Source organism: Paenibacillus sp. FSL F4-0087, from assembly GCF_038020215.1.
GTDB lineage: Bacteria > Bacillota > Bacilli > Paenibacillales > Paenibacillaceae > Paenibacillus > Paenibacillus taichungensis.
The window spans coordinates 2551373-2575437 of the sequence record NZ_JBBODJ010000001.1; the positions used below are offsets into that span (position 1 = coordinate 2551373).

General features: G+C 46.0%; 20 protein-coding genes. 4 read left to right on the plus strand and 16 right to left on the minus strand.

Features of this window, described 5'->3' with window-relative positions; translation table 11 throughout:
- Positions 1 to 154: 154 nt before the first annotated feature.
- From MHB84_RS11960 to MHB84_RS12010, 11 genes are all read right to left on the minus strand, one after another.
- Positions 155 to 343, minus strand: coding sequence for a hypothetical protein (locus MHB84_RS11960; RefSeq protein ID WP_024629467.1), 189 nt, complete (start codon positions 341 to 343; stop codon positions 155 to 157).
- Positions 344 to 444: 101 nt separating this feature from the next.
- A complete protein-coding gene (locus MHB84_RS11965) occupies positions 445 to 3231 on the minus strand; it encodes a glycoside hydrolase family 3 C-terminal domain-containing protein (RefSeq protein ID WP_076291961.1) in 2787 nt (928 codons plus the stop codon).
- 222 nt (positions 3232 to 3453) lie between these two features.
- On the minus strand, positions 3454 to 4542 hold the full coding sequence (locus tag MHB84_RS11970) for a low temperature requirement protein A (RefSeq protein WP_076291962.1): 1089 nt from the start codon (positions 4540 to 4542) through the stop codon (positions 3454 to 3456).
- A gap of 62 nt (positions 4543 to 4604) precedes the next feature.
- The gene (locus MHB84_RS11975; RefSeq protein WP_076291963.1) at positions 4605 to 5567 is read right to left on the minus strand and encodes a ring-cleaving dioxygenase; all 963 of its coding nucleotides are present in this window, start codon (positions 5565 to 5567) and stop codon (positions 4605 to 4607) included.
- A 129-nt stretch (positions 5568 to 5696) separates the two neighbouring features.
- A complete protein-coding gene (locus MHB84_RS11980; RefSeq protein WP_063566529.1) occupies positions 5697 to 5924 on the minus strand; it encodes a DUF896 domain-containing protein in 228 nt (75 codons plus the stop codon).
- A gap of 200 nt (positions 5925 to 6124) precedes the next feature.
- Complete coding sequence (locus MHB84_RS11985; protein ID WP_076291964.1) at positions 6125 to 7141, minus strand: SPFH domain-containing protein; 1017 nt, start codon at positions 7139 to 7141, stop codon at positions 6125 to 6127.
- 71 nt (positions 7142 to 7212) lie between these two features.
- Positions 7213 to 7992 (minus strand): TPM domain-containing protein, encoded by a 780-nt coding sequence (locus tag MHB84_RS11990; RefSeq protein ID WP_076292018.1) that lies wholly within the window; start codon positions 7990 to 7992, stop codon positions 7213 to 7215.
- Positions 7993 to 8015: 23 nt separating this feature from the next.
- A complete protein-coding gene (locus MHB84_RS11995) occupies positions 8016 to 9047 on the minus strand; it encodes a TFIIB-type zinc ribbon-containing protein (protein WP_076291965.1) in 1032 nt (343 codons plus the stop codon).
- 45 nt (positions 9048 to 9092) lie between these two features.
- The gene (locus MHB84_RS12000; RefSeq protein ID WP_179087236.1) at positions 9093 to 9797 is read right to left on the minus strand and encodes a PspA/IM30 family protein; all 705 of its coding nucleotides are present in this window, start codon (positions 9795 to 9797) and stop codon (positions 9093 to 9095) included.
- 142 nt (positions 9798 to 9939) lie between these two features.
- Entirely contained in the window at positions 9940 to 10794 is an 855-nt protein-coding gene (locus MHB84_RS12005; RefSeq protein WP_076291967.1) for a class I SAM-dependent methyltransferase, read from the minus strand.
- Positions 10778 to 11245, minus strand: coding sequence for a MarR family winged helix-turn-helix transcriptional regulator (locus tag MHB84_RS12010; protein WP_076291968.1), 468 nt, complete (start codon positions 11243 to 11245; stop codon positions 10778 to 10780). Before MHB84_RS12010 ends, MHB84_RS12005 begins: the two co-directional genes overlap by 17 nt.
- A gap of 174 nt (positions 11246 to 11419) precedes the next feature.
- On the opposite strand from MHB84_RS12010, the gene MHB84_RS12015 reads away from it, so the two are divergent.
- The 4 genes from MHB84_RS12015 (at position 11420) to pdxA (ending at position 16637) form a co-directional block, all read left to right on the plus strand.
- Entirely contained in the window at positions 11420 to 13129 is a 1710-nt protein-coding gene (locus MHB84_RS12015) for a PrpR N-terminal domain-containing protein (protein WP_256716944.1), read from the plus strand.
- Positions 13130 to 13295: 166 nt separating this feature from the next.
- Positions 13296 to 14282, plus strand: coding sequence for a 2-keto-3-deoxygluconate permease (locus MHB84_RS12020; RefSeq protein ID WP_064641229.1), 987 nt, complete (start codon positions 13296 to 13298; stop codon positions 14280 to 14282).
- 61 nt (positions 14283 to 14343) lie between these two features.
- Positions 14344 to 15639 carry a four-carbon acid sugar kinase family protein gene (locus MHB84_RS12025; protein ID WP_076291969.1) on the plus strand — a complete coding sequence of 432 codons (1296 nt, stop codon included), beginning with the start codon at positions 14344 to 14346 and terminating at the stop codon, positions 15637 to 15639.
- A complete protein-coding gene (gene pdxA / locus MHB84_RS12030; RefSeq protein WP_076291970.1) occupies positions 15636 to 16637 on the plus strand; it encodes a 4-hydroxythreonine-4-phosphate dehydrogenase PdxA in 1002 nt (333 codons plus the stop codon). Before MHB84_RS12025 ends, pdxA begins: the two co-directional genes overlap by 4 nt.
- A gap of 121 nt (positions 16638 to 16758) precedes the next feature.
- On the opposite strand, the gene MHB84_RS12035 is transcribed toward pdxA, so the two are convergent.
- The 5 genes from MHB84_RS12035 to MHB84_RS12055 all read right to left on the minus strand — a co-directional run bounded on the left by MHB84_RS12035 (position 16759) and on the right by MHB84_RS12055 (position 24050).
- Positions 16759 to 17889 (minus strand): glycoside hydrolase family 88 protein, encoded by a 1131-nt coding sequence (locus MHB84_RS12035; protein WP_076291971.1) that lies wholly within the window; start codon positions 17887 to 17889, stop codon positions 16759 to 16761.
- 34 nt (positions 17890 to 17923) lie between these two features.
- Entirely contained in the window at positions 17924 to 20257 is a 2334-nt protein-coding gene (locus MHB84_RS12040; protein ID WP_076291972.1) for a helix-turn-helix domain-containing protein, read from the minus strand.
- Between the two features lie 49 nt (positions 20258 to 20306).
- Positions 20307 to 21191, minus strand: coding sequence for a carbohydrate ABC transporter permease (locus tag MHB84_RS12045; RefSeq protein WP_072735774.1), 885 nt, complete (start codon positions 21189 to 21191; stop codon positions 20307 to 20309).
- Between the two features lie 30 nt (positions 21192 to 21221).
- Positions 21222 to 22148 (minus strand): ABC transporter permease, encoded by a 927-nt coding sequence (locus MHB84_RS12050; RefSeq protein WP_076291973.1) that lies wholly within the window; start codon positions 22146 to 22148, stop codon positions 21222 to 21224.
- 81 nt (positions 22149 to 22229) lie between these two features.
- Positions 22230 to 24050, minus strand: coding sequence for an extracellular solute-binding protein (locus tag MHB84_RS12055; RefSeq protein WP_256716945.1), 1821 nt, complete (start codon positions 24048 to 24050; stop codon positions 22230 to 22232).
- Positions 24051 to 24065 lie beyond the last annotated feature (15 nt).

The window sequence follows — 24065 nt, forward strand, 5'->3', positions numbered from 1 at the left end:
CCATTGGAGTAATCACATTTGTTATTTTCGTTATCATAAAAATGTTATTGTTTTTATTCATAAACAGTCTAAGACGTTATGAATGAAACGTCAATACACAAAAAAGACACCCCTAAGGGTGCCTCTCTCTTGATCGATATCGAATATTATAAGTTCACTTTCGCTTTGCCTTTGTCATTCGATTAAACATGATCAGTGCAGCAATCAACATGGCAACAATTGCGATATTACTTGCTGCATCATGCGACATGCCGAACAGAACGCCCAGATTCGTAACCAGGCCTCTGACAATCAGCGCAACCGCAATCAGCAGAATGGGGCTCCAAAAATTATACCTTCTCATCCTTCGCAACACTCCTGACCAGATTGTTCAGAAATTCCGGATCTCATAACACAATCATAACAGTCGTCATGTTCAGTTACAACAGATCAGACGATCCTGCGTTACACTTGTTTGAATTCGATCCAGTCGATATGCAGACCTGGTTTGGTGAAGTCCAGCTTCAATTCGTACAAGCCTGCTTCCAAATCCACTTTAACAAGTTTTTGTCTGATCCATTTACCTTCAGTACCATTGGTTTGAATGGTCGTCATCAATTGATCATTGAGAATGACATTACATGCACTTTGAGCCAATTCCGGCTCAGGAGACATGATCTGTACAATAATCCGGTATTGACCTGCTTCATCGACTTTCATGTAAACAGGTTCGCCCACAACAGGTTTGACCTGTGCATTATCAGCCAGCGCTTGTGCCTGCTCTGAGGAAAGTGAAGCATTCGCTTGGAATGAAGCGACATTCTCTACAATCTCATGTTTTCTGGAGAAGACAGGTGCATTCATGATGAACTCACAAATATTCATAGCCGAGCGCTGAAGCTCGCCACGTGTCAACGTCCCATTTTCCAGAGATTCGATCGTGTTATCATCCCAGCCGTTGATTTCTGCGCCATAGTTAGGTACAACCATGTACAAATCGTTTTGAGCGCGAACCATCCAGTTGGTGTTTTTCCGATCTGCTGGTCCACCTTCAACGCCATCGTTCATAATAGCCCACCAGTCGGTCATCACGATACCTTGGAAGCCCCACTCCCCACGAAGAATGGTCGTGTTCAGATCATAGTTCGAAGCCGCCCAATGTCCATTAATCGGATTGTAGGAAGTCATGATCGAGTTCGCACCGCCTTCTTTCACGGCAATCTCGAACCCTTTCAGATAGATCTCACGCAATGCACGTTCAGATACAACGGCATCCACTTTACTGCGATGTTTCTCCTGATTATTGCAGGCGAAATGCTTCAGCGTAGCATTAGAGCCACCCTTCATGATTCCTCTTGTGCAAGCAGCAGCAAATACACCGGAAATCAGCGGATCTTCTGAGAAATACTCAAAGTTACGTCCGTTCATCGGACTACGACGAATATTCAATCCAGGCCCGAGCAGTGCATCCACCTGATTTCTCAGCAATTCCTGGCCTTCCATCACATACAGCTCTTCAACGAGTTCTGCATTCCATGTTGCGGCCAGCAAAGTTCCAATGGAAACTTGTGTAGCCTTCTCCCCGCTATCCATACGAATACCGGATGGGCCATCCGCAGTACATGCAACAGGGATTCCGTAATTGAACAGACTGTCACTCACGCCGCCAAATGCGGAAGCTGTACCCGATGTAACTAGTGGGCTGCTCATACCTTCGCCTCTTACGATCGCTGCCAGATCCTGATCACTTAATTGGGCGATAAACGCTTCCAGGCTAACCTTGCCATCCTTTACATCTCTTAGCTTGTAGCCCTGATTGCCGGTTTGCTCCAGCGTTTGTGGCAAGCTTTGTTCAATTCGTTCAGCCATGGATACTTGACGTGTAGGTACATCTGCAAAGATCAACTCGTAAGAACCATCATCTTTGCGCGCTCCCGGCTTCATTCTCGTAAAGCCTTCAGTCGGTGCCATTGCCTCCTGGAGCTGTTCCACGAGTTGAATCGTTTCTACGACGTAGCCATCTTGGCCATCAATGCTGACATGCTCCACATTTTTGACACTGGTTCCCACGTACAAACGATATGTTCCTGCCTCAAGTACATACGCCGATGCATGTCCTGTTACGCCAGCATCATCATAGGAAGCCATGGAATCTACAGGGAAGCTCACAGTCAGACGCTGAGACTCACCCGGCTGAAGCAGATTCGTTTTGCCGAATGCCACCAAAGCTTTTGCAGGTTTCCCCAATTGACCTTGTGGGGCTTCATAATAGATCTGCACTACTTCTTTACCGGCATAGGTCGTGCCCGTATTGGTTACGGTTACATTCACCTTAATGCTATTTTCTCCGTCTTGAGAGATCAATTTTGCGTCTTCAGCCTTGGTTGTGAATGTGGTATAGGACAAGCCGTATCCAAATTCAAATTGTACTTTTTCAGGTCGAAACGTTTCGAAATAACGATAGCCTACGTAGATATCTTCTTGATAAAGGTTCTTAAACTCATTCCCGTAATTGCTTGTGGAAGGATAATCTTCAATGGAATATGCAATCGTATCAGTCAATTTACCACTTGGTGTAACGTCTCCGGCCAGTACATCGGCGATCGCATTACCACCCTCCATACCGCCATGCCACGAGTAAATGACACTTTGGATCGGATGAACGTAACTTTCATCATTCAACCAGCTCATGTCCATGATGTTCGAGACATTCAACACGACGATCGTTTGTTCAAAATGATTCGTGACCTGCTTCAGCATCGCTTTCTCATCTTCCGTCAACCGGTAGCTGCCTGGTGCATCCACATTATCCTGATCTTCGCCTGCTGTTCGTCCAATCACCACAATTGCTTTGCTGGATTTACTTCTGGCTTGGGATACCACTTCGTCCGTTAAAGGCATTTCTTTCTGATTCCAAGGCTCTGCCGCCCATACTTTTCCACCGTCATCAAACGGGTTTTCTTCAATCCATTTTTCATAGACAGCTGCCAATTCTTCATTAACTGTAAGTCCTTTTTTGCTACGCAGACCATCCAGCAAATTGGTTGTATACGCCACATGAACGCTGCCGCCTGAGCCTGTACCACTGCGATAATAGTTGACTTGAATCCGTCCAAACACTGAAACGTTTTCGTCTTTTTGGATTGGAAGCGCTTGTCCTTCATTCTTCAAAAGCACTGCGCCTTCAGCGGCAACCGTGCGGCTAAACTCTGCAAACCCTTCCAATGGAACTCCGATTTGATGTGTGCTCAATGATTTCCCTCCTGATTGTCATCTCCATCTCCACGAATCACTATGTATATTCGTTAATCTGGTAGATTCACTTGTATCTAGTCTCATATTAACAGATTCTATAGTAGAAAATAAATCAGGTTAAACGTTTTTTCTCACAGTGGACATGATTTTGTAATTATCCAACTAAAAAAGCCACGAACGTTATTCGTCCGTGACTTTTAATCTTGTGTGACCTATGCATTAGGTCGTTAATTTGGCGTAGACAAGGAAGAACACCATGTTCTCTCCCACGATTGCATAATTAGGCACCTGATAGATCAGATCCACAACGATAAACGCAGCCATTATCCCCAGCATAAACACCAAGTGACGTGGACGCAGCCGCAGATGAGCATGCCTGTATCGGTGGAACACCAGCGAGGTGGACAGAAAATACAGCAGAGCTGAACCAAATACAAAGGCTAACATGAAACCATAATTAAGTTCATCCAGGTATAACAGCTGAATGGAGGCGGCAATCATGCTCATGGATATATAGATGAACAAATGGCCGTAGATGATTGTTTGCCCGGCGGTTTGGATCTCTTTGCTGACCTTTTTCTCAACATTATCAAAATACTGCCACCATATCGCAATCACAAATATGGATGTAAATGCCGCGAACAGAACAGATCGTACATCCCAGTGATCCATTTGCAGCACAGCAATGATACTGACAACCGACTCACCGAGCAGGATAAGCGTAAACAGAGCGAAACGTTCCAATAAATGATGGGTGTGTATCGGCACCTTCACCAGATTTTTGCGCCCAATGAGCGGGAGAATGATATCCACGGCAATTCCCACGTACAAAATCGCATATCGCAGCCACGAATCAAAGAACAGGGAACCTGTTGAGATCAATATGCCGATAATGAAGCATACACCCAGATAACGGGCGGCTTTTTGTTGATGTTCGCTTTTGGAATTGTGAATCATAAAATATTGAATGGCTGTCAATGCCCTCGAACCGATATAACCCGCAAAGAAGGGAAGATAGTATTGATCAAAATGAACCGAGAGACTCGCCGTCATCACCAGAACAGACAGGAGTTGAAGGATGAGGAATACTCGATGAATGAAGATATCCTGACCATAACGATTAATAAATAGGGTCTGACCGACCCATGCCCACCAGACAGGAATAAAAATTAAAACAAATTTCATCAAATATTCAAACGAAATCACGCCGTGTTCGGCATGCAGCAGGACATGTCCCGCTTTGGAGACCGCTGCTACAAAAAGCAAATCATAGAACAGCTCCAGCCAGGTAACCTTTTTCTCCATCATCCTTCAATGCTCCTTTTGGGGTTAAACTCTTATCAAAAAGATTGCTTGTTTTTTCCTCTTGTTTAACGTGCCATCATAGAATGCGAAGGCTCTACCGTTCTTACCTGGATGGGCTGCAAATTGCCTTCAATTTGGGCGCGATATGGCTCAAACCACTCAGGCAGCATGAGTTTCTGTCCAAGCGACTCCGCAGGCTCATCTTTCGCGAATCCAGGAGGATCGGTAGCAATTTCGAACAGGATTCCGCCCGCTTCTCTGAAGTAGATTGCGTTAAAATATTGACGGTCCCGAACTGGGGTTGGTTGATAGCCGTACTGTTGTACAGCTTCTCTCCACTGCTCGTGCTCTGCAAAATCTTTGGCACGCCACGCAATATGGTGGACCGTCCCTGCTCCGCCTGCCCCCAAAGCCATCCGGGTGACAGGAACATCCACGACATTACCGATATCTCCGACGGACCGGAATCGTACATACTCCTCATCTTCATCTACTTTGGTGAATCCGAGTATTTTGTTCAGCGCATCCATCGTTCTCTGCGGATTGACGCTGAACAGCACGGCACCTCCAAATCCTTTGATGGCTTTATCCACTGGAATGCCTTCATGCACCCAGGTGCTGGCTGCGCCCTCTTCCCGTTCAACCAGTTCAAGACGCAAGCCCTCGCTGTCTTCGAATTGCAGCAGCTCTTCGTTAAAACGAATTGTTTTGGTTACCTCAATGTTATACTGCTCCAGCCGATCCTGCCAGAAGCCAATAGTCCCAGGCGGAATCACATATGAGGTGATGCCAACCTGACCGCCACCAATTTTGCCTCGCGGTGATCCGGCTGATGGGAAGAATGTGATAATGGTACCTGGACTTCCGTTCTCATCCCCAAAGTACAGATGGTAAACGTCTGGTGCATCGAAGTTGATTGTTTTTTTCACAAGCCGAAGTCCCAAGACACCAGCATAAAAGTCGACATTAGCCTGCGGATCTCCCGCAAAAGCTGTAATATGGTGAATACCTGCAGTTTGAATGGTCATCATCATTTCCTCCTAGGTTTATAGATCATTTTTGTATGGGAAGGGTTATTTGTAGATCGTCTTATAGGTGTTTTATTTATATTTATAGACGTATATTATCTTAATATTAAGATAATATACCGAACTGATTCAGTTATTATTTTGTTGGGCCTGTTCCTGTTTCAGTTTATCCGGAGTGACGTCATCGCCGTTTGGATCATAGATGGTTACATTCAGCAGAATATCGTTGATCGAACCGCGAAAGGTTTGCAGATATTCCTGGCGCAGACGAATTTGTTCTGCTTTCTCCATCTCCGTCAACCCTGCCGCGTTAGCTTTTCTTGAAAGTTCATTTATTCTGGTCAATGTTGGAATCATCATCTTGATCTCTCCTCGTAATCGGAATTAAGATATTTGTTTTTTGTGTGTAATTTATATTCAAATTAAATATCTTAATTTAAAGATAAATGATTTATGCTCCGTTGTCAACCGTTTTCTACCATTTAAAATAGAATGGAAAAAAGGGCCTACTCCAAAGTATGATCTTAGAGTAAGCCCTTCTTATATTTAGATATAGGTTAACCCAACTTCTGACCACAGTTTGGACAGAAGTTTGCACCTTCATTCTTGGCGCCACAGTTTGGACAGAAGTTCGGCTTTTTATTGTCTCCAGACGAAGAAGATGCACCTGCATCGCTGTTTTGATTAGCCGCAGGTTTTTGATCCGAATTCTGACTCTGGTTGTTCTGGTTCTGATTCATGTTCTTCATCATTTCATTCGCCATGTTCATTCCCATCATCATGCCCGCCATATCCGAAGCAGCGCCGCCGCCTTTAACTTTACCGGATGAGATGCCATCAGTCATGCTGACCTGCTGATATTTTTGCAAATTGCCGATCATTTCATGTGAAGCGGTCTTCGTAATCATATCCTGGATCTCCTGCGGGTAATTGAAGCTCATCACCTGGAAGCCTGTAATTCCGATCCCGATGTCCATCATTTGCATATCCAGATCTTCCTGAATTCCTTTGGCAATATCCGAAGCATTCGCCTGCAGGTTGAACATGTCCTTACCCTCACGGCTAATCCATTTCATTAGCAACTGATCCAGCACAGACGTGATCCGGATCTTAACATCCTCGACCAGATAGCTCTGCTTGATACCCGCAATTTTATCGATCAATGTAACATAGTCACTCACTTTAAAATTAAACGTACCATTCGCACGAACCGGCATTCCACCTGGAAGTTGAGGAGTTGGAATCAATACCGGACTTTGCGTACCCCACCGAACCGTAAACTCCTTCGTATTCACAAATAGCACTTCGACCCGCATGCCGCTGTTGAATCCGAACTTGAATCCTTTTAAGGTAGACAGAAACGGAATGATCTCGGAATCGATATTAAACGACCCTTCGTCCTCAAAAATCCCTTCCACCTTGCCGTTATTCAGGAAGATCGCATCTTGCCCCGAACGGATAATCAATTTACTTCCCTTCTTGATCTCACGGTTACTCCACTTCCAGAAAATCATATCATCTCTGAACTCTTCCCATTCCACCACATTTGAAAATTGATTTTTGAAAAATCCCATACTCGTTCCCATCCCTTCTATAGTAAGCATATTGCATCATCATGACATAAGTTGAATTGTTGTTTTCCCTGCTAGAAAGATCCTCTACTACCACTGTGCGAATGACCGCCTCGGCTGGTACCTCCGCCCCCGCCGCCACCTCCGCCACCATTATTATTGTTCTTCTCAATTTTGCGTTTGGTTACGGTAGTACGGATATACCGATCCTGACGATCGATTACACTGGAAGTATTCGAATCCTCGTAGGTCGCCCGGTTGACCGTCACACGTCCGCCAGAACGGTAAGTCATAATACCAACAACAACGCCTCCGATTAATACAGATACTCCTAATTGGAACCAACCGTTAAATAAAATATTGTTCGGGTTCACACCAGGTTCATACCCCATATATTTATAGGAAAGCTTAATATATTTCTCAAAAGCGAGTTTGTAATCCCCACTAGATAATTCAGAGGTAATCCTGCTTCGGATTGATTGCAGCCGACCGTTGTCCAGATAATCTTCAGCTTTATAGAATCCAGCCAAATACACTTCCCGATTATTCATGTCCATCGTCAGAATGACCGCATTTCCATTCGCTTTGTCATACCCAAGAGCGTGCTCATCATAGAAATCCTCGGTCAGCAGCTGTACATCCTGATTCTGTGTATTATTCGTTGTCAGAATAACAAAATCCGTCTGCCTCTCCGCCCCATACTCATTCGCCAATGCGTTCAGTTCACTTTTCTCCTGCTCGTTCAGCAGATTAGCTTCATCGTAAATCAGGTCCTTGCTATCTGCTGCCGATGCTACTGACATTGGAATCAATGGAGAAGCGAGGGTAATCACAAATAAAATGAGCGTAGCCATCCATGCCAAATGTTTTCCTTTTCTCACAGGAATCCACCTCCCATCATCCAGGAGACCAGTTTCAATGACAACAAGGAAACGGCTGAAATCCCTGCAAACCATCCGGCAACTTTAGCTTTGCTAATAGGCGGTTTACCCACCACTTTACCTGTCTGACCATTCATGGCAAAGGTATACTGCGAACGATTGTAGTCATAGTAAACCATCCATACCGGGAGCAGCACATAGTCTGCATTTTTTAACGAAGTATCGATCTGTTTATCTGTGTAACTGACACTGTTATAACCTGAAACTGTTGATGCAATATAAGAATCGATATAAGAGCTCGTTTTTTCCTTGGCGCGTGGGTACAGCTCCTCATGCGTATAACTATATTTTTCCGCAATATACCCGGCGAGATACGGGGTTTTGAAAAGCTTTAACTGGTTATACGGAAATGGCTCCAGCTTATCCATCAGTTCATCTTTCATTTTCTCCGATGCATCAATGGGCAGATTCACATAGTTCAGCCGGATTCTCCGGTAAATATCAAAATGCTGTGTTTCCGTGTAATGATAATCACCCTGCGTGTAGGTTCTAATTTTTGTGCCACGGCCATGAACTTCGATTTTGTTATGTAACTCATATAACCAGAAGGGCACGTATATCCCGGTAATGCTCTTGACCCGGTCAGCTGTCATGAATCCGCTAGGTGTCAGTAAGCCGTTTCTGCACCATTTTTTGAACGCCTGCTTGGCCTCATCCTTACTGATCGAAAAGGGTAAGACCATGGCCGGTGCCAGATCTCCCGTCAGTCGATCACTCAGAACAACGGCGGCTCCACAGAAGCTGCATGTCGTTGCACTTGTCTCCGGCTCAGTTACAATATCCGCGCCGCAGCTGTTACAGTGATACTCCTTGACCTCATTCTCCGTGAACACCTGTTTCTTCAGCGGATCGGGGATCTGTTCGATGTTATCCTGTCGTCCGCAGCTGGGGCAGGACAACGCTCCAGTTGCACTATCAAAAAGCATTCCACTGCCGCAGTTGGGACACTTGTACTCGATTACCGGCATTTGCTCACCTCAATGTTTAACGAAATGTATTACCTTAATATATCTTTATTTATCTTCCAATTTCTTCTGAATTGCTGCAAGCTCTTCCTCTGGAGTCGGCGTCACCTGTGCATTATTACCCGCTTCGGCATTCATTTGCTGCTCCAACTGCGCAATTAGTACATCCAAATCATCTTCCTGTGCCCCAGCACGAAGTTCAGCCAAAGCCTCAGCTTCGTTAAGCGCCTGATTCGCCTTGTCTTCCATCGCCTTTAGAGCAGCACTCGCATTGGCAGCGGAAGCGTTCCGTTCATTGGCCTGTTGTTGCGCATTGGCAGCAGCCATTTTGCCCTTCAGCTCCGTATGCCGAGCTTCCAATTGCCCCATATCCGCAACCAGCTTCTCGTGCATATGCTTCATCATTTTGGCTTTGGCAGAAGCCCGATCATAGGCAGCTTGTAATTCATTCCGTTTCTCAGCCTGCTCTGCCTTCTTTTCCAGAAAACCACGTGCCTTGTCTTCATCACCGGACTCCGCAAATTTCTCTGCATACCGCTGTAATTTCTTAATCTCTGCACTGCATTCATCCAAAGCCCTCTTCGCCCGGCTCTCATCCGAGAGAACCGCAGCCGTCTCTGCCTTCACCTGACCCAGATCACTGCTCAAGCTCCGCATATATTCATTCACCGTCTTCTCCGGATCTTGCGTCCGAGCCAGCACATGGTTCACATTCGCTTTCATCACGTCCCTAAACCTCGATAAGATTCCCATCATTCGTTCCTCCTTCGATCAGTTCATATGTACTATAATACATGAATATGAGGTTGAAGGTTTCATTTCCCTTATTCCCAAAATACAATAATGGCGCCCCCCGCTTTTCGGAGAACGCCGTCTTTAGAACTCAATTCATAAATTAGGATGGATTAGTTGAAGAATGAACAATTCTGGCATTTGTACAAGAGAACATTCCAGAAGCCTTGCTAATGTGTATCTTCCCATCTGATTCTTTCATTTTCCCATCTAAAAAGACTTTAAACGCTTGCGCTTCCTGAAGACTCATGACTTGTTCATTTCCTTCCAACCCATTCATGGATAATACATATTCGACGATTGCGTCTGAGTCTGTTATGGAAAGCGAGTCTTCATACACATGTAATTGCACATCAGTAAAGGCATTTTCAAGTTGTTGCTTTCCGTTCTCCATGGAAAATTTCGACTCAATCATGCCAAGAACACTGTCATATTGGCTATCAGGATTAAATTCTTTTACCAACTCTTTCATCTCGGCCATATTTCGTGAACCGATGGTACTTGCATAAAAGGTCCCGCTCTTCTTAAGCACCCTCCCGATTTCGGACAATGCCCTCTCCAAATTCCCAAGATGATATAACATATGATTCGCAATTACAATATCAAAGCTTTCATCGGGATAATGAATTTTCTCTGCATCCATGACACTCCATTGGGCACGTTCCCCAAGATGAGCAAGATTGCGCTGGGCGTCCTGAAGCATCCCCGACGATTTGTCTGTAATGGTTATATCCCAATGATCAGGAATGCGCTCGGCATTGGCCATCCACAATAATCCGTTTCCACCACCCAACTCTAAAACCCTGAGATAATCCTTCTTTGGAAATTGATCAAAGACCCAAAGAGGCCAGGGATATGGATTCGTGCTGTATGTTTTATGCAAATGAATTCTCGCGTTGAATTTACCCGAATTAGCATATTGCTTACTTTGGTCAGGGTTTTCATTTTTGGCCGACATTTGAGTCCGCTCCTTTAGCCAGACGCCATGTACGCATGGAATCCGCATAGTTTAATAACTGTTCGGCAAACATCTGAACCTCACTGTCGTTCCAATCGCGCAAGATATGTGCCAAACCATCAATACTCACTTTCAGGAAATCAGATAATACCTCTTCTCCCAATGGAGATAAGGTAACCAAACTGGACCGTAAATCATTCGGATCTGAGACCGCAACGATATGACCAGACAGTTTCAATCCCTGAATTCTCCGGGTGATTGATGAGGGATTCAAATCTAGTTTGCTGGCAATATCCGTGATCCTCACAGCTCCTTGTTCCTTGACAAACAATAGAATCTCAAACGTTAGACGGTCCAGATCTGACCGAAGGTTTTGTGCATGCGTAAATTCTTTAACTATTCTTAACGTACCGTAAGCCAACTTCTCCAGCTCATCTCGATTACTTGCCAAAAATGATCACCTCCAATCTGATCATAATTTATTTGCTTGCGCAAAGCAAATAAATTATTTTTCGCGCTTTGTTTGGTTGCTTTACTAACTCCGCTGGCGCAGGGATGCCATTCCTCTGCAAGTTGGCTATAATAAGGAAAGCCCTCTGGTCTGATGTACCAGCAGGAACTATGAATGATTTTTATAAAAGGCAGGAAAATTATGCGTACACGAGTTCATATTATCGCCCCTTACGAATCCATGACTACTATTATAGAAGAATGTATTCCGCTATTCCCCCAGTTGGCCATTCAATATGAGGTGGGCGACCTGATGAAAGGCGCCGAATTGGCGGCACAGGCTGAACGAAACGGAGCGGAGATTATGATTAGCCGCGGCGGTACTGCCCAACTAATCAAGGAAGCCGTAACCATTCCCGTCATTGATGTGCAGCTGTCCGGATATGACATGATTCGTTCGCTAACGCTCGCAAGCCAGTTCAACGGCCAAACCGCTATCGTTGGCTTTGCCAACATTACTTCAGGGGCACAGTCGATTATCGATCTAATGGAACTGCCTTTAAAGGTGTATACTATACGCAGTTCCGAGGATGTGGCACGGCTGTTACTGGAGCTGAAAGCGTCAGGGTACCGTCAGATTGTTGGCGATGTTATCACCGTGAATACAGCCAAAACCTATGGAATGGAAGGATTGCTGATCCAGTCTGGCAAGGAATCCATCCTCAGAGCGCTTGAAGATGCACAGTTAGTATATCGGTACTTAAGTAAAAATCACGCGATATCCGTCATACTGAACAATCTGGTTACCCAAGAGCATCCTAATCTTCTTGTTTTAAACGAGCAGAGCGAGGTTGTATTTGAGAATTTGACCGATTTTGAGCAGAATCCACTCACCGATAATCACATTTATCTCACCAATACCAACCTGGATTTCCATCAATCCCAAGTTCAAAATGTGTTCATCGTGGATGATTACCAACTTACGGTAACGGCCTATGAAACAACGTTAAATAACAAAACCTATAAAGTATACTCCCTTGAAAAAGGACAGCCCTATGCTTTTGCACAATTCGGCATAACGGCATATACCGATATATCCATGGAGCCGATCGTTGCCGAATCCTCTGCCATGCAGGCCGTATTGAAAAATATTCGGGCGGTTTACGAGAACCATGAACCCATTTATCTACTAGGTGAAGCGGATTCGGGCAAGTCTTTTCTGGTAAAACATATTCATCAGATGTACTCCAGCGGTGGGCTGATGCTCCAAATCGAGCTTGCTCAGGTTCCTCCAGGCCATTTGCACAAAATCCCCCTCTCCAAAGTTCGCAACGTGGAAATTAATCATTTGGAAGATGGCTCGAAGGATGAGGAATTGATCTCATTCATTCAGACCTGTCTACAGAGGCAGATCGGGGTATTCATCCTGGGGGAGAAGGGATTGAATCCAAACAGAACGCTGGATGTCGAGCTGAATACGATCATTATGCCGAGCCTTGTAGACAGGCAGGAGGATCTTGCGCCACTAATCCAGCATTTCCTCAGTGATTACTACCAGAAGTATGGAACGGTTGCGGTGAAGATGAAAGAGGATGCGTTGCAGCTAATTAGAAATCAAGTTCCGTATATGACAGTGAACCAGTTGAGGCATCTTATCAAACAGGCTGCACTGAACGAACAGGACTACGTGATCTCAGCTGAGACCTTATCACATCTGCTCGGTGAACAACCCTCATCCAATACGATGAAACTCAGTGGTACGCTGAAAGAAATCGAAAAAGAGATTATTCAACTCGTTCTACATGAGGAAAACAATAATCAATCCAAGGCGGCCGAACGCTTAGGGATTAACCGTGCCACGTTATGGCGTAAACTTAAAGAGTAACTTTAGGTTTACGCTTTTTTTACGCTTATATGTGTTGCATATTTAAACACTTATAACTATTACTTAAAATTTACAATAATTAAGTGTTGCTAAAATAAACAATATGGGATAACATAGTCCCTGCAAACGCTTTATAAAAACGATTACTTCATAAGGAGCCACTACTATGAACATTAAAGCAACATTAGATCGTATTCCTGGCGGTATGATGGTTGTTCCCCTGTTGCTCGGTGCAACCATTAACACATTCTTTCCGAATGCTTTGCGAATCGGGGGTTTCACGGAAGCCCTGTTCGTGAATAGCTCAAGTACATTGATCGCCCTGTTCCTGTTGATTGCTGGTACACAAATTACGTTCAAGACAGCCGGTTCTTCGGTTGGTAAAGGCGTTACATTGCTTGTGTTCAAGTGGGCAGTTGGTGCAATATTAGGTTTGATCGCCATCTATTTTGCGGATTCCAATGGTTTATTCCTTGGTTTGGCACCGCTTGCTATTATCGCTGCAATGACGAATTCCAATGGTGGATTGTACATCGCGCTGGCCGGACAATACGGCAAAGAGGATGACAAGGCTGCTTATCCATTCCTCGCACTCAGCGATGGACCGTTCCTCACCATGGTTGCACTCTCTATTTTCGGTGCGATGGGCTTCGCCAACGGCATGTTCTCCCCGATGGCTTTTGTAGCCGTACTGCTTCCACTGATCGTCGGTGTTGTTATCGGTAACCTGGATCGCAACCTTGCTGAATGGCTGCACAAAGGCAGCGACAAGCTCGTTCCATTCTTCGCCTTTTCACTGGGTATGGGAATCAACTTCTCGTCCATCATTCAAGGCGGACTTAGCGGCATTATGCTGGGTGTAATTACTGTATTGATTACTGGCGGCGTCGGTTACCTGCTCTTCAAAGCCATTGGCTGGAATCCCATTGTCGGAGCTTCGGAAGGTTCCACAGCCGGTAACGCTGTAGGTACACCTGCTGCCATCGTGGCGGCAAATGCTTCTTTTGCCCCGATTGCCGAGATTGCTACAGTACAAATTGCTGCGAGTGTTGTGACGACTGCCATTCTACTGCCGATCTTCATCGGATTCCTTTCCAAAAGGCTGGAGAAATCAGGCGGTGTCGAGAAATACAATCAAAGACCATCCACATAAATGCATTAATTTAGCTGACCGGACTTATATTTAATTTGGATTTTCAAGGAGGGATGACTGCATGAAATTAGCCATTATTGCAGATGATTTGACCGGCGCCAATGACAGCGGGGTGCAGCTTGCCCGTCATGGATTAAAGACAAGCGTACTATTCAACATGGACGAAGATAACATTCGTAATTACGATGCGGTCGTGTTTGATACCGATAGCCGTTCCATCACACCGGAGGATGCGTATCAGCGGGTTAGTCGAGCAGCCGAACTGCTGTTAAGGAACGGCTTTGGCACCATTTTCAAAAAAATGGATTCAACCATGCGCGGAAACATCGGGATCGAGATCGACGCTTTGTACGATGTGGTCAAACCGGACTTCATGATGATTGCCCCGGGCTATCCCAAGAACAACCGCACCATTCTTAATGGCACACATTATCTGAACGGGGTTCCACTGGCCGATACCGAGATTGCGAATGATCCGAAGACACCTGTGACCCTTTCATATCTTCCGGATTTGCTCAAGCTCCAGACCAAGTATGAAGTGGGCGAGATTACGGTGAGTGATCTTGAATCGGGTACAGATCATATGAAGACGCAATTGGAAACCTTTAAGGCAAACGGCATTCCCTATATCCTCGTCGACTCGACAGATGAGCAGCATTTGGAGCAAGTTCTGAGTATCACCAGTGAGCTGGATTATTCATTTGCCTGGGCAGGCTCAGCAGGGATCGCGAACTACCTTCCCACTCATTACGGTTTGGGAGCCAAGTCTGCGGAATTAAACATTCCGGCAAATCCAGGTCCGATCCTCACTGTTGTAGGGAGTGTGAACAAAAACTCTCGTGAGCAGCTCAAGCAGTTGCTACAGAAAACCAACGTATCATCCATCCCGTTCCACTCGTTCAAAGCCGTATCGGGATCGGCAGATCGTGAGCAAGAAATCGATCGTGTGTATGAGGAAGTGATGGCCAAAGCCGTGGAAGGTAATGACGTTGTCCTCTATTCAACCGCCGAACAGGTAGATATTGAACTAGCACGTGCTACAGGTGAAGTCAGAGGACTTAATCACACCGAGGTCAGCAATGAAATTGTACGGGCCATAGGTGAAATCTGTGCCAAGCTGCTGGAGAATGGGTACTTCAAAGGTGTATCCATGACGGGCGGAGATACAGCTAAGCAAATCTGTATGAAGTGGAATATCAGCGGTTTTGAGCTGCTTGATGAGCTTGAAATTGGTGTACCGATATCGAAATTTATTGGAATTGAGGATCTGCACGTGATCACCAAAGCGGGCGGGTTCGGCAAGCCCGACGTCTTCATCCATGCGATTGAGAAATTAAAAGGAGGAGTTACCGTATGAAACCAACCGTAGGAATTACAATGGGCGATGCAGCAGGTATTGGGCCCGAGATCATTATGAAAGCATTGGGCCATCAGGAGGTCTACAACAATTGCAATCCACTCGTCATTGGCGATGCAAAAATATTGGAGCGTGTCCTGCCTGTCATCGGATCGAGCCTGAAGGTACATGCTATTCATGAGCCATCCGAAGCCAAGTATGAATTCGGTACTGTGGACGTTATTGATTTGGATCTCATTCCTGCCGATCTGGAGTATGGAAAAGTATCTGCCGTTGCGGGAGATGCAGCATTTCAGTATCTGGCGAAAGCCATTGATCTAGCGAAAAAACAGCACATTCACTCCATCTGCACGGCGCCTCTGAACAAGGAAGCCCTGCACCTGGGTGGGCACTTGTATCCAGGTCACACCGAGATTTTGGCCGATCTGACCGATACAGAAGATTTCTCCATGATGCTGACTACACCCAATCTGCGAGTAATTCACCTTACGACACATATGGGCCTGATTGATGCCATTGCGAGCATCAACCCGGAAAGAACATACACTGTGGTTAAACTTGCTCATGATACGTTGAAAAAAGCCGGCTTCGAAAATCCGCGTGTAGCTGTTTGTGGTATCAACCCGCATGCAGGTGAGAACGGATTGTTCGGTAATGGTGAAGAGGAAGAAAAACTGCAGCCCGGCATCGAACGTGCGCAACAGGAAGGCATTAACGTCGTTGGTCCACTTCCAGCGGACACGTTATTCTTCCGCGCTGGCCGTGGTGATTTTGATATCGTTGTGGCTTGTTATCACGATCAGGGACATGCACCAATTAAGGTCATGGGCATTGAAGAAGGTGTGAACATTACGGTAGGTCTCAAAGGCGGCATTATCCGTACTTCGGTAGACCATGGAACAGCCTTTGACATCGCAGGCAAAAACATTGCCGATGACAAAAGCATGTTGGCCGCCATCCGTTCCGCCATTGAGCTTGCGCCCAAAACGCAAATTTAACAGCACGTATTCACATATAAAGATTAAAAAGCAGCGATTCTGTCGTCACGGAAGAATCGCTGCTTTTTCTTTTGGGTCAGAATATTTTGATTCATCGGCAAGGAACTTGTTCATAATCACTTTATGGACGATCGTACCAATAGCCAGGAATACCTCGTTCCAGACGCATCAACGCTTCAAGATAAAAATAATCGCCCCAGATCGTGTAATCATCAGGTGAATCTCCACCTCTTACGGAGTATGAACCATGCTTCAGCAGACCCTCGGCTGTATCCGAGCCCTGCGTGGAGTAGTGATTAATTAAGGATTTCATGGACGATTCCGCTGCGTTCTGAAAAACCTCCCGCTCAGGATCGGCTTCATCAAGCCGCCCGGCAATTTCCAGCAGACCACAGGCAACAATAGCCGATGCAGAACTGTCCCGTTTCGTATCTGACGTTTGCGGGGCATCAAAATCCCAATACGCTACTTCATCCTCCGGAAGATAAGCAATGAAATAACGGGCAAGACGTTTGGCTGTCTCCAGCATCTCTGCACTTTGCAGATAGCGGCTGCACAGTGCAAAACCATATATCCCCCATGCCTGTCCGCGAGTCCAGGTAGAACCATCATTGTAGCCTTGATGCGTCCCCCCTCGAATGGCCTCTCCGGTAGCCTGATCAAAATAAAAGGTATGATAACTAGAGTCGTCTCCACGAACGAGGAAACGGCGGCTTTTCAGCGCATGCAGCTCGGCGACGCGGCGATACTCCTCGTTATTGGTCTGCTCATACGCCCAGAACAGCAGTGGAAGATTGAGCAGGCAATCGATAATAATTCGCCCTCCGTTATTCACATCACCTTTCCGCCCCCAAGCCTGAATCAGTCCAGCATCCTCCCGCCAGCGTTTCATCAGCATATCAGCTGCTTCCAGCGTGAGTTTCCTTGCAGCGGCGTCATGCTCCACAATCCATTGTGCCTTAGAAGACAACGAATAAAGGAAGCCAATATCATGATGATCGAAAATGATTTTCTGCTCCATTCGCCGACGGAAGTTATCGACGCTATCCACGGCAGCCTCACGAAACCTCTGGTCCTGAGTATACTCCGTGCATAACCACAGGATGCCTGACCAGAACCCTGCCGTCCACTCCGTATTATCGTTAAGCACATAATGCTCATCACCATTACTAACATGGGGAAAGCGCCCATCAAATCGATCTATATTACGTCGGGTGACATGAAGTGCATCTACAATAGCTTTTTTCCACATGGAACCAGTTCCTCCTCTAGGCAAGTCATATTCTTCAACCCTCTTGCTGGACAAGTCTGCTATTTTGCTTATATTGGCCGGGTGTAATTCCCTCATATTTCTTAAAGACACGAATGAACGAATTGCTGTTCAAGAAACCCACCCGCTCGGATACGTCCTGGATCGTCAGTTCCTCTGCCTGTAGAATTTTCTTGGATTGCTCAATTCGATATTGGTTGATGTAATCGATTACGTTGACCCCTGTCTGTTCTTTGAAGTACTTGGAGACATAGGTTGGATGAAAACGAAACCGCTCGGATAAATGGGTCAAACCCAAATTGACATCTGCATAACTCTCATGAATGAATTCCACCAGTTGATCCCTCAATTCCTCACTGCGGGAACGCTTGCGCTCATGCACCGTCTGGCATACCGTCTCCAGTATCCGCAGCAATTCGGACTCGATCTCCTCAAAGGTCTCACATGCAAACAATTGCCGAATCAGATCGTTGCGCTGTGTCATCTCGTTCTGGTCATCTGTCTTGATCTGTTCGGTAGCTTTCAGAAAGGTACCAATCAACTCAAACATTAGACAGCGAGCCAGTTCAACAGACAAGGGCTCTCCCGCAAAATTAGTCATGAGAATTTCGTTCATCACTTCCGTGGAACGGGCATAATTGCCTGTAGCGATATAATTGATGAGCTGTCTCTCCAGATCAAGAGGGTAATACAGCTCCTCCTTGGGCCGACGAATTCGGTTCGGGTCAATAATTTGACCGATCCCCAGAATCAGCCTGTATTCCAGCGCTTCTTCCGATTCCCGGAAACAATCTGCGATCTCCGCAATACGGTGATGAACATGGCTAACGCCAACAGAGAAATACACGCAGAATCGGGAGCCGATGAAACGCTGAGCTTCTTCGACTGCACGAATTAACCGATGACTGGTATCCTCCTCACACTCCCGAATATTGATCAGGAATGCAATTCTTCCATCAATGTCCGCAGAATATACATGACCGATTGAGCCGATCATCTCCTCCAGTACATTGGTCAGAATCAGGTGCACAAATTGGTGCTTCTCCTCCTGGTCCTGCTCACGTACTCTGGAACGGAACAGCCCTTCAACATCCTCAATATGCAAGAGCAATACAGCAAACGACTCCGACTCAAATCGAATACCTGAACGTTCCAAGGTCGATGCAAACTCCTCACCCACCTGTACCCTTCCCTTCATCAATTTGGAGAGCAGACTGCTCCGTATAACGCTTTGCTGATCCTTAAGCCTGTTCGCAAATTGATCCTGCTCTTCCCAAGCTTGGATCAGAACAGATTGCAAAATGCCATATTCATCGTCTGGCTGCTCCAGTTTCCATTTGACCTTATCCGAGATAATGTTCATGATCCGTCCCAGCGGACGGTAATTCCGTCTGGTGAACCACCAGGCTGCCACCCCGCCAAGGATAAGTCCTGCGGCAACGCCTCCAAGCGTAATATCGCGGATTACCGTCAGCTTCTTGGCATAGATTCGGGTAGGTATGATGGATACATACTTCCAGTCCTGGATCTTGGAAGAAATCTGCGATATGGTCACGGATTCTCCGTTCCAATCGATCGTTTCCGTTCTTTTCCCAGCATCATCGAAAAGATTAAGGTCCTCCCCATTCATGTAAGGGGTTTCAAGTGATCCGGTAGAAAATAACGTTTGACCGTCGTGATCCAGAATGAACACGGTGCTCTCTTTTTCCAAACGTACGTTATCAATGGCTTGCTGGAATCGGTTGGGGTCCAGGTTAACAACGAAGGTCGCAGGGCTGTCAGCGCCATTTTGAATAGGAAACGGCTGAATATAGACCAGCGTGTCTTCAATCCGTCGATCTTCACTCCGAACCTCCATCTTTCGGTACATGCTCTTACCGGAATCATGCATAAGCCCGGTCCATGCTTCCTCGGTTACATTGGTGCCCTGATAGAACATGTCGTATAGATAATTTTTTTGAATAAGTGAAGATGAGGACAACGCGATATCGGGTTGTTTGATATAAATGTATAGTTCACTAATCAAGCCGTTTCCGACGCGTGTAGATTTCAGGTTTTTGATCAGATCAATCCCCATGACTCTCCAGCGGGCATCCTGTTCAGATGCATGATTAATGAAGCTCATGAGTTGAGAGTCAGCCATTAATTGATTGCTAATGCTGCCAATATCACCAATCTGGTTATCAATGGTTTCCTGTACCTGAGATAACAGCACCATGTTGGAACGATTAACTTCTTCCTCAAGCAACATGCGAGACTCGGCAAAAACAGCAGCACCGATCACAATCGGTATGAGCAGAATGACCATGTAAGAAATGCCCCAGGATAACAGGATGCTTTTTCTCTTCATGTGTCTCCTCCTCACCGTTTGTTATTTGGTATGGCTTGATAAGGCAACTCTATTCTTTGATTGCTCCGATCATAACACCTTTAACAAAGTATTTCTGCAGAAACGGATAGATGAACAATATAGGCAGGGTCGCTACCATGACGGTTGCGTATTTTACACTTTCCCCGATGGCCTCTTTGTCCATAGCGGTCGCTCCTGTGGTCATCGAGTCTGTACTGTTCTGAATCAGAATCTCTCGCAGCACCAGTTGAAGTGGAAACAGGTTCCGGTCCCGAATATACAGGATCGCACTGAACCATGAATTCCAGTGACCGACGCCATAAAAGAGAATCATCACCGCAATGACGGGCATGGACAATGGTACGACGATCCGCCACAGAATGAGCATCTCTCCTGCCCCGTCTATACGGGCCGACTCTAGTAGACTTTCCGAGATTTCCGCAAAGGAAGTTCGCATAATAATCAGATTATAGCTGCTGATCAGACCGGGTACAATCAGAGCCCAGAGGCTGTTCCCCATATGGAGCGTGTTATTGATCAACAGATAAGACGGTATGATTCCGCCGTTGAAAAACATCGTAAACACAATCGCCAGCATAATCGGATTGCGGAGCATAAAGCTTTTACGGGACAACGTGTACGCACCCAGAATGGTGAACAGCAGATTAAGCGCCGTGCCCACCACCACAATGAATATTGTATTCCGGTATCCGGACAGAATATTGGGGTTGCTTAGCACCAGCTTGTAGCTCTCCATTGTAATTCCTTTGGGGAAAAGCAGCAGGCCTCTATGGGCCATGAGTTGACCTGAGTCGCTAAGCGATGCATTCAGCACATGCAGCAGCGGATACAAGGTTACGATAATCAGCCCTGTCATCAGAATCGCGTTCGCACCGCCAAACAACCGCTCTCCAATGGACCTTTTCATTCGCAAAAGAAATCCCTCCTTTCACCTCGTTCTTGGCTAGAACAGTTTCGTATTGGATATCACCTTGGACAGACGGTTGGCACCGATTAGCAGCGCAAAGTTAATGACTGACTGGAAGAGACCCACCGCGGTTGTATAGCTGAATTCAGCACTTTCACTAATCCCTTTGCGGTAGACAAACGTCGAGATTACATCTGCTGTATCATACACATTCGGATTATAGAGCAGAATAATTTTCTCGAACCCAATCTCCATCAATCCTCCAATGCGGAGTATGAGGAGAATCATAATCATCGGAATGATGCCGGGAAGCGTGATATGCCACACCTGGCGAAGCCGACTCGCTCCGTCCACGTTGGCAGCATCGTAGAGCTCGGGGTTAATGCCGCTAAGCGCAGCCAAATAAATGATGCTGGAGAAACCAAGCTCCTGCCAGATCGATGAGGCGGTATATATGGTACGAAAATTGGCCGGATCACTGAGAAGCGCACTGCTCTGACCGCCAAAATAACCAATGATGGTGTTAAACAGTCCATCTCGGGAAGAAAAATCCACAATCATGCCGCAGATGACAACAATGGAAATAAAGTGAGGAATGTACGAGATCGTCTGCACCGTACGTTTGAAGATTTCATGTCTGAGCTCATTAAGCAGAAGAGCAAGAAGAATGGGAGCCGGAAAACCGAACAACAGCTGATAAAAGCTTAGCAAAAGAGTATTCTTCAGAATTCGCCAGAAATAATAGCTCTGAAAGAAATCACGAAAATGCTGCAATCCGACCCAATCACTGCCCCATATGCCTTTGCCCACCGAGTAGTCTTTGAACGCAATGATGGCTCCGTACATCGGCAGGTATTTGAAGACGAGAAAATATAAAACGACGGGGAGAGCCATCCAATAGATGGCTTTATTCTTTTTGTAATTGAGCCATAACAAGGAAAACTTGTGCGACAACTCCTTCATCCCCTTCCTTTTTCATTCCAAAGAGGGCGTCCAGGGCAGCAAAGCCGTAAAAAGGCTTCATTACCCTTAGACATCTCTTCCTTATCTGGCGTTATACCGATCCAGGGCAGCTTGCTGAATTTCAATAGCCCGTTTCACGTTAAACTTGTTGATCTGATCTACAAACTTGTCAAAGTTCTCAATCGGCTCAACCCCAATGACAAACTTGACGAACATCTCGTCCCGGTAGGTTCCAATATCACTCATAATCTTGCTGTACTCCGTAGATTCTTCTGTTGTCAGACTTGTCGGAGGAAGGCCCACCTTCAATGTATTCTCGCTGTATTTGGAGAACAGAACTGCCGCATCCTTCTGCTGTTGGAGCTGGTAATATTGCTCGTTGTACCGATCGTCATCCTCCCCAACGAAGGGATAGTTCGCAATAAAATGTTTGGCCATGGCTTGAGCAACCGACAGGCCGTCCGGATTTTTCAAAATCTCATCAGTATAGGTCGGGTAACCGTCCTTCATCGTGTAGGTGAGGCCCTCCACACCGAAATTTTTCAGCATATGTCCTTCTTCACTGAAGAAATAATCGAGTGCTTTGACCGTTTCCTCCGGATGTTTGTTGCTATTGGTGAGCACAACACCGCTACTGCTCCACTCCCAGGAACGTCCGGTAAACAGTGGTTCATCGCCCTTATTCAGCACCGGATATTGTGTGGCAGTCAGGTTGGCGTTCGGATCCGTTTCCTGCAGAGCGGGCAGGTAGCGGCCTACACCTCCACCAATAAAGGTGAAAAATGCACCAGCTTGACTGCTCAAAATTTTGGCGTCGTATGTTTTCTGGTCATTAGTAGCAAAATCGGGATCAACCAATCCCTCCTGATACCAGCGATGGAACATCGTGAGAAATTCCTTATATTCCGGCTCGATTGGCCCATAGACCACCTTGCCATCTTTCATGAACGTACTATTAGTGATGCCGTAAGCCTCCAGATATGTCGGTGCGGCTGGTCCCATCGTGCTCATTTTGGGTGGTGCGCCAAACAATAGCGGCGCTGCTACGCCTTTTTTCTCCTTGAAGGCCTTGAGTACCGTCTCCCACTCCTCCAGCGTTTCCGGTTTCTCCAGCTTTAGCTCATCCAACCAATCCTGACGGATGAACGTACCGCCGAAGGTTTTGTATTCCCCTAGACGCAGATGCGGTATTGCATAGATATCTCCGTTGTCGGCTTTTAACTGTTTGGCAACCTCAGGATTCTCTTCCAGGATCTTTTTCAAATTGGGAGCGTATTCATCAATGAGTTCGTTAAGTCGAATGATGATACCATCATTGAATAGCTTGGCGTAATCTCCATTGACAAACATGGCATCAGGCAGCTGATTTGAGGCTATCATGACATTGAACTGTTCGGTCTCGGCACCCACAGCGGGATGCTGGAATTCGATTTTGGTATTGGTTTTCTTCTCCCATTCCTTAATCGCCGTAATTTCATTCATGCTCTTGAGTGTGATGGAAGCATTGGTATTCATCGACATCCAGATTGAAATGGGGGTAGGTCCATCTCCTCCTGCTTCACCTGTACTTCCATTTCCCCCTGAACAGCCCCCAAGAGCAGCAATACTCATCATTAGGCAGATACCAATTGTCAGTCGTTTTCTCCATGACCTTTTCATCACTTCACGTCCCCCCATTGAATGTGTATCGTGGATAAGCAGCTCTGTCATCGCTCTCCATAAAGTTACCGTTTGCCCGCTATATTGGCTATCGTCCATTCTTGCCGACATATCCAAAATTTGATATTTCCTTGTGCTGCGCAGGATTTGCACATGAATGCAAGAGATCAAGATCATATTTCCAGATTGAACGGTGAGCGTGAGCGCAAGAAGGAGATCGATCAAGCCCGTTTCCAAAATCATAAGGTGTTTGACCAG

Excerpts from the sequence above, each read along its gene's own strand:
- MHB84_RS11975 (WP_076291963.1), bottom strand. The coding sequence starts at position 5,567 with ATGACCATTCAAACTGCAGGTATTCACCATATTACAGCTTTTGCGGGA.
- MHB84_RS12040 (WP_076291972.1), bottom strand. The coding sequence starts at position 20,257 with ATGAAGAGAAAAAGCATCCTGTTATCCTGGGGCATTTCTTACATGGTC.
- pdxA (WP_076291970.1), top strand. The coding sequence starts at position 15,636 with ATGAAACCAACCGTAGGAATTACAATGGGCGATGCAGCAGGTATTGGG.
- MHB84_RS11985 (WP_076291964.1), bottom strand. The coding sequence starts at position 7,141 with ATGGGATTTTTCAAAAATCAATTTTCAAATGTGGTGGAATGGGAAGAG.
- MHB84_RS11970 (WP_076291962.1), bottom strand. The coding sequence starts at position 4,542 with ATGATGGAGAAAAAGGTTACCTGGCTGGAGCTGTTCTATGATTTGCTT.
- MHB84_RS12000 (WP_179087236.1), bottom strand. The coding sequence starts at position 9,797 with ATGGGAATCTTATCGAGGTTTAGGGACGTGATGAAAGCGAATGTGAAC.
- MHB84_RS11995 (WP_076291965.1), bottom strand. The coding sequence starts at position 9,047 with ATGCCGGTAATCGAGTACAAGTGTCCCAACTGCGGCAGTGGAATGCTT.
- MHB84_RS12055 (WP_256716945.1), bottom strand. The coding sequence starts at position 24,050 with ATGATTTTGGAAACGGGCTTGATCGATCTCCTTCTTGCGCTCACGCTC.
- MHB84_RS12025 (WP_076291969.1), top strand. The coding sequence starts at position 14,344 with ATGAAATTAGCCATTATTGCAGATGATTTGACCGGCGCCAATGACAGC.
- MHB84_RS11980 (WP_063566529.1), bottom strand. The coding sequence starts at position 5,924 with ATGATTCCAACATTGACCAGAATAAATGAACTTTCAAGAAAAGCTAAC.
- MHB84_RS11990 (WP_076292018.1), bottom strand. The coding sequence starts at position 7,992 with ATGGCTACGCTCATTTTATTTGTGATTACCCTCGCTTCTCCATTGATT.
- MHB84_RS12005 (WP_076291967.1), bottom strand. The coding sequence starts at position 10,794 with ATGTCGGCCAAAAATGAAAACCCTGACCAAAGTAAGCAATATGCTAAT.
- MHB84_RS12050 (WP_076291973.1), bottom strand. The coding sequence starts at position 22,148 with ATGAAGGAGTTGTCGCACAAGTTTTCCTTGTTATGGCTCAATTACAAA.
- MHB84_RS12035 (WP_076291971.1), bottom strand. The coding sequence starts at position 17,889 with ATGTGGAAAAAAGCTATTGTAGATGCACTTCATGTCACCCGACGTAAT.
- MHB84_RS11960 (WP_024629467.1), bottom strand. The coding sequence starts at position 343 with ATGAGAAGGTATAATTTTTGGAGCCCCATTCTGCTGATTGCGGTTGCG.
- MHB84_RS12020 (WP_064641229.1), top strand. The coding sequence starts at position 13,296 with ATGAACATTAAAGCAACATTAGATCGTATTCCTGGCGGTATGATGGTT.
- MHB84_RS12015 (WP_256716944.1), top strand. The coding sequence starts at position 11,420 with ATGATTTTTATAAAAGGCAGGAAAATTATGCGTACACGAGTTCATATT.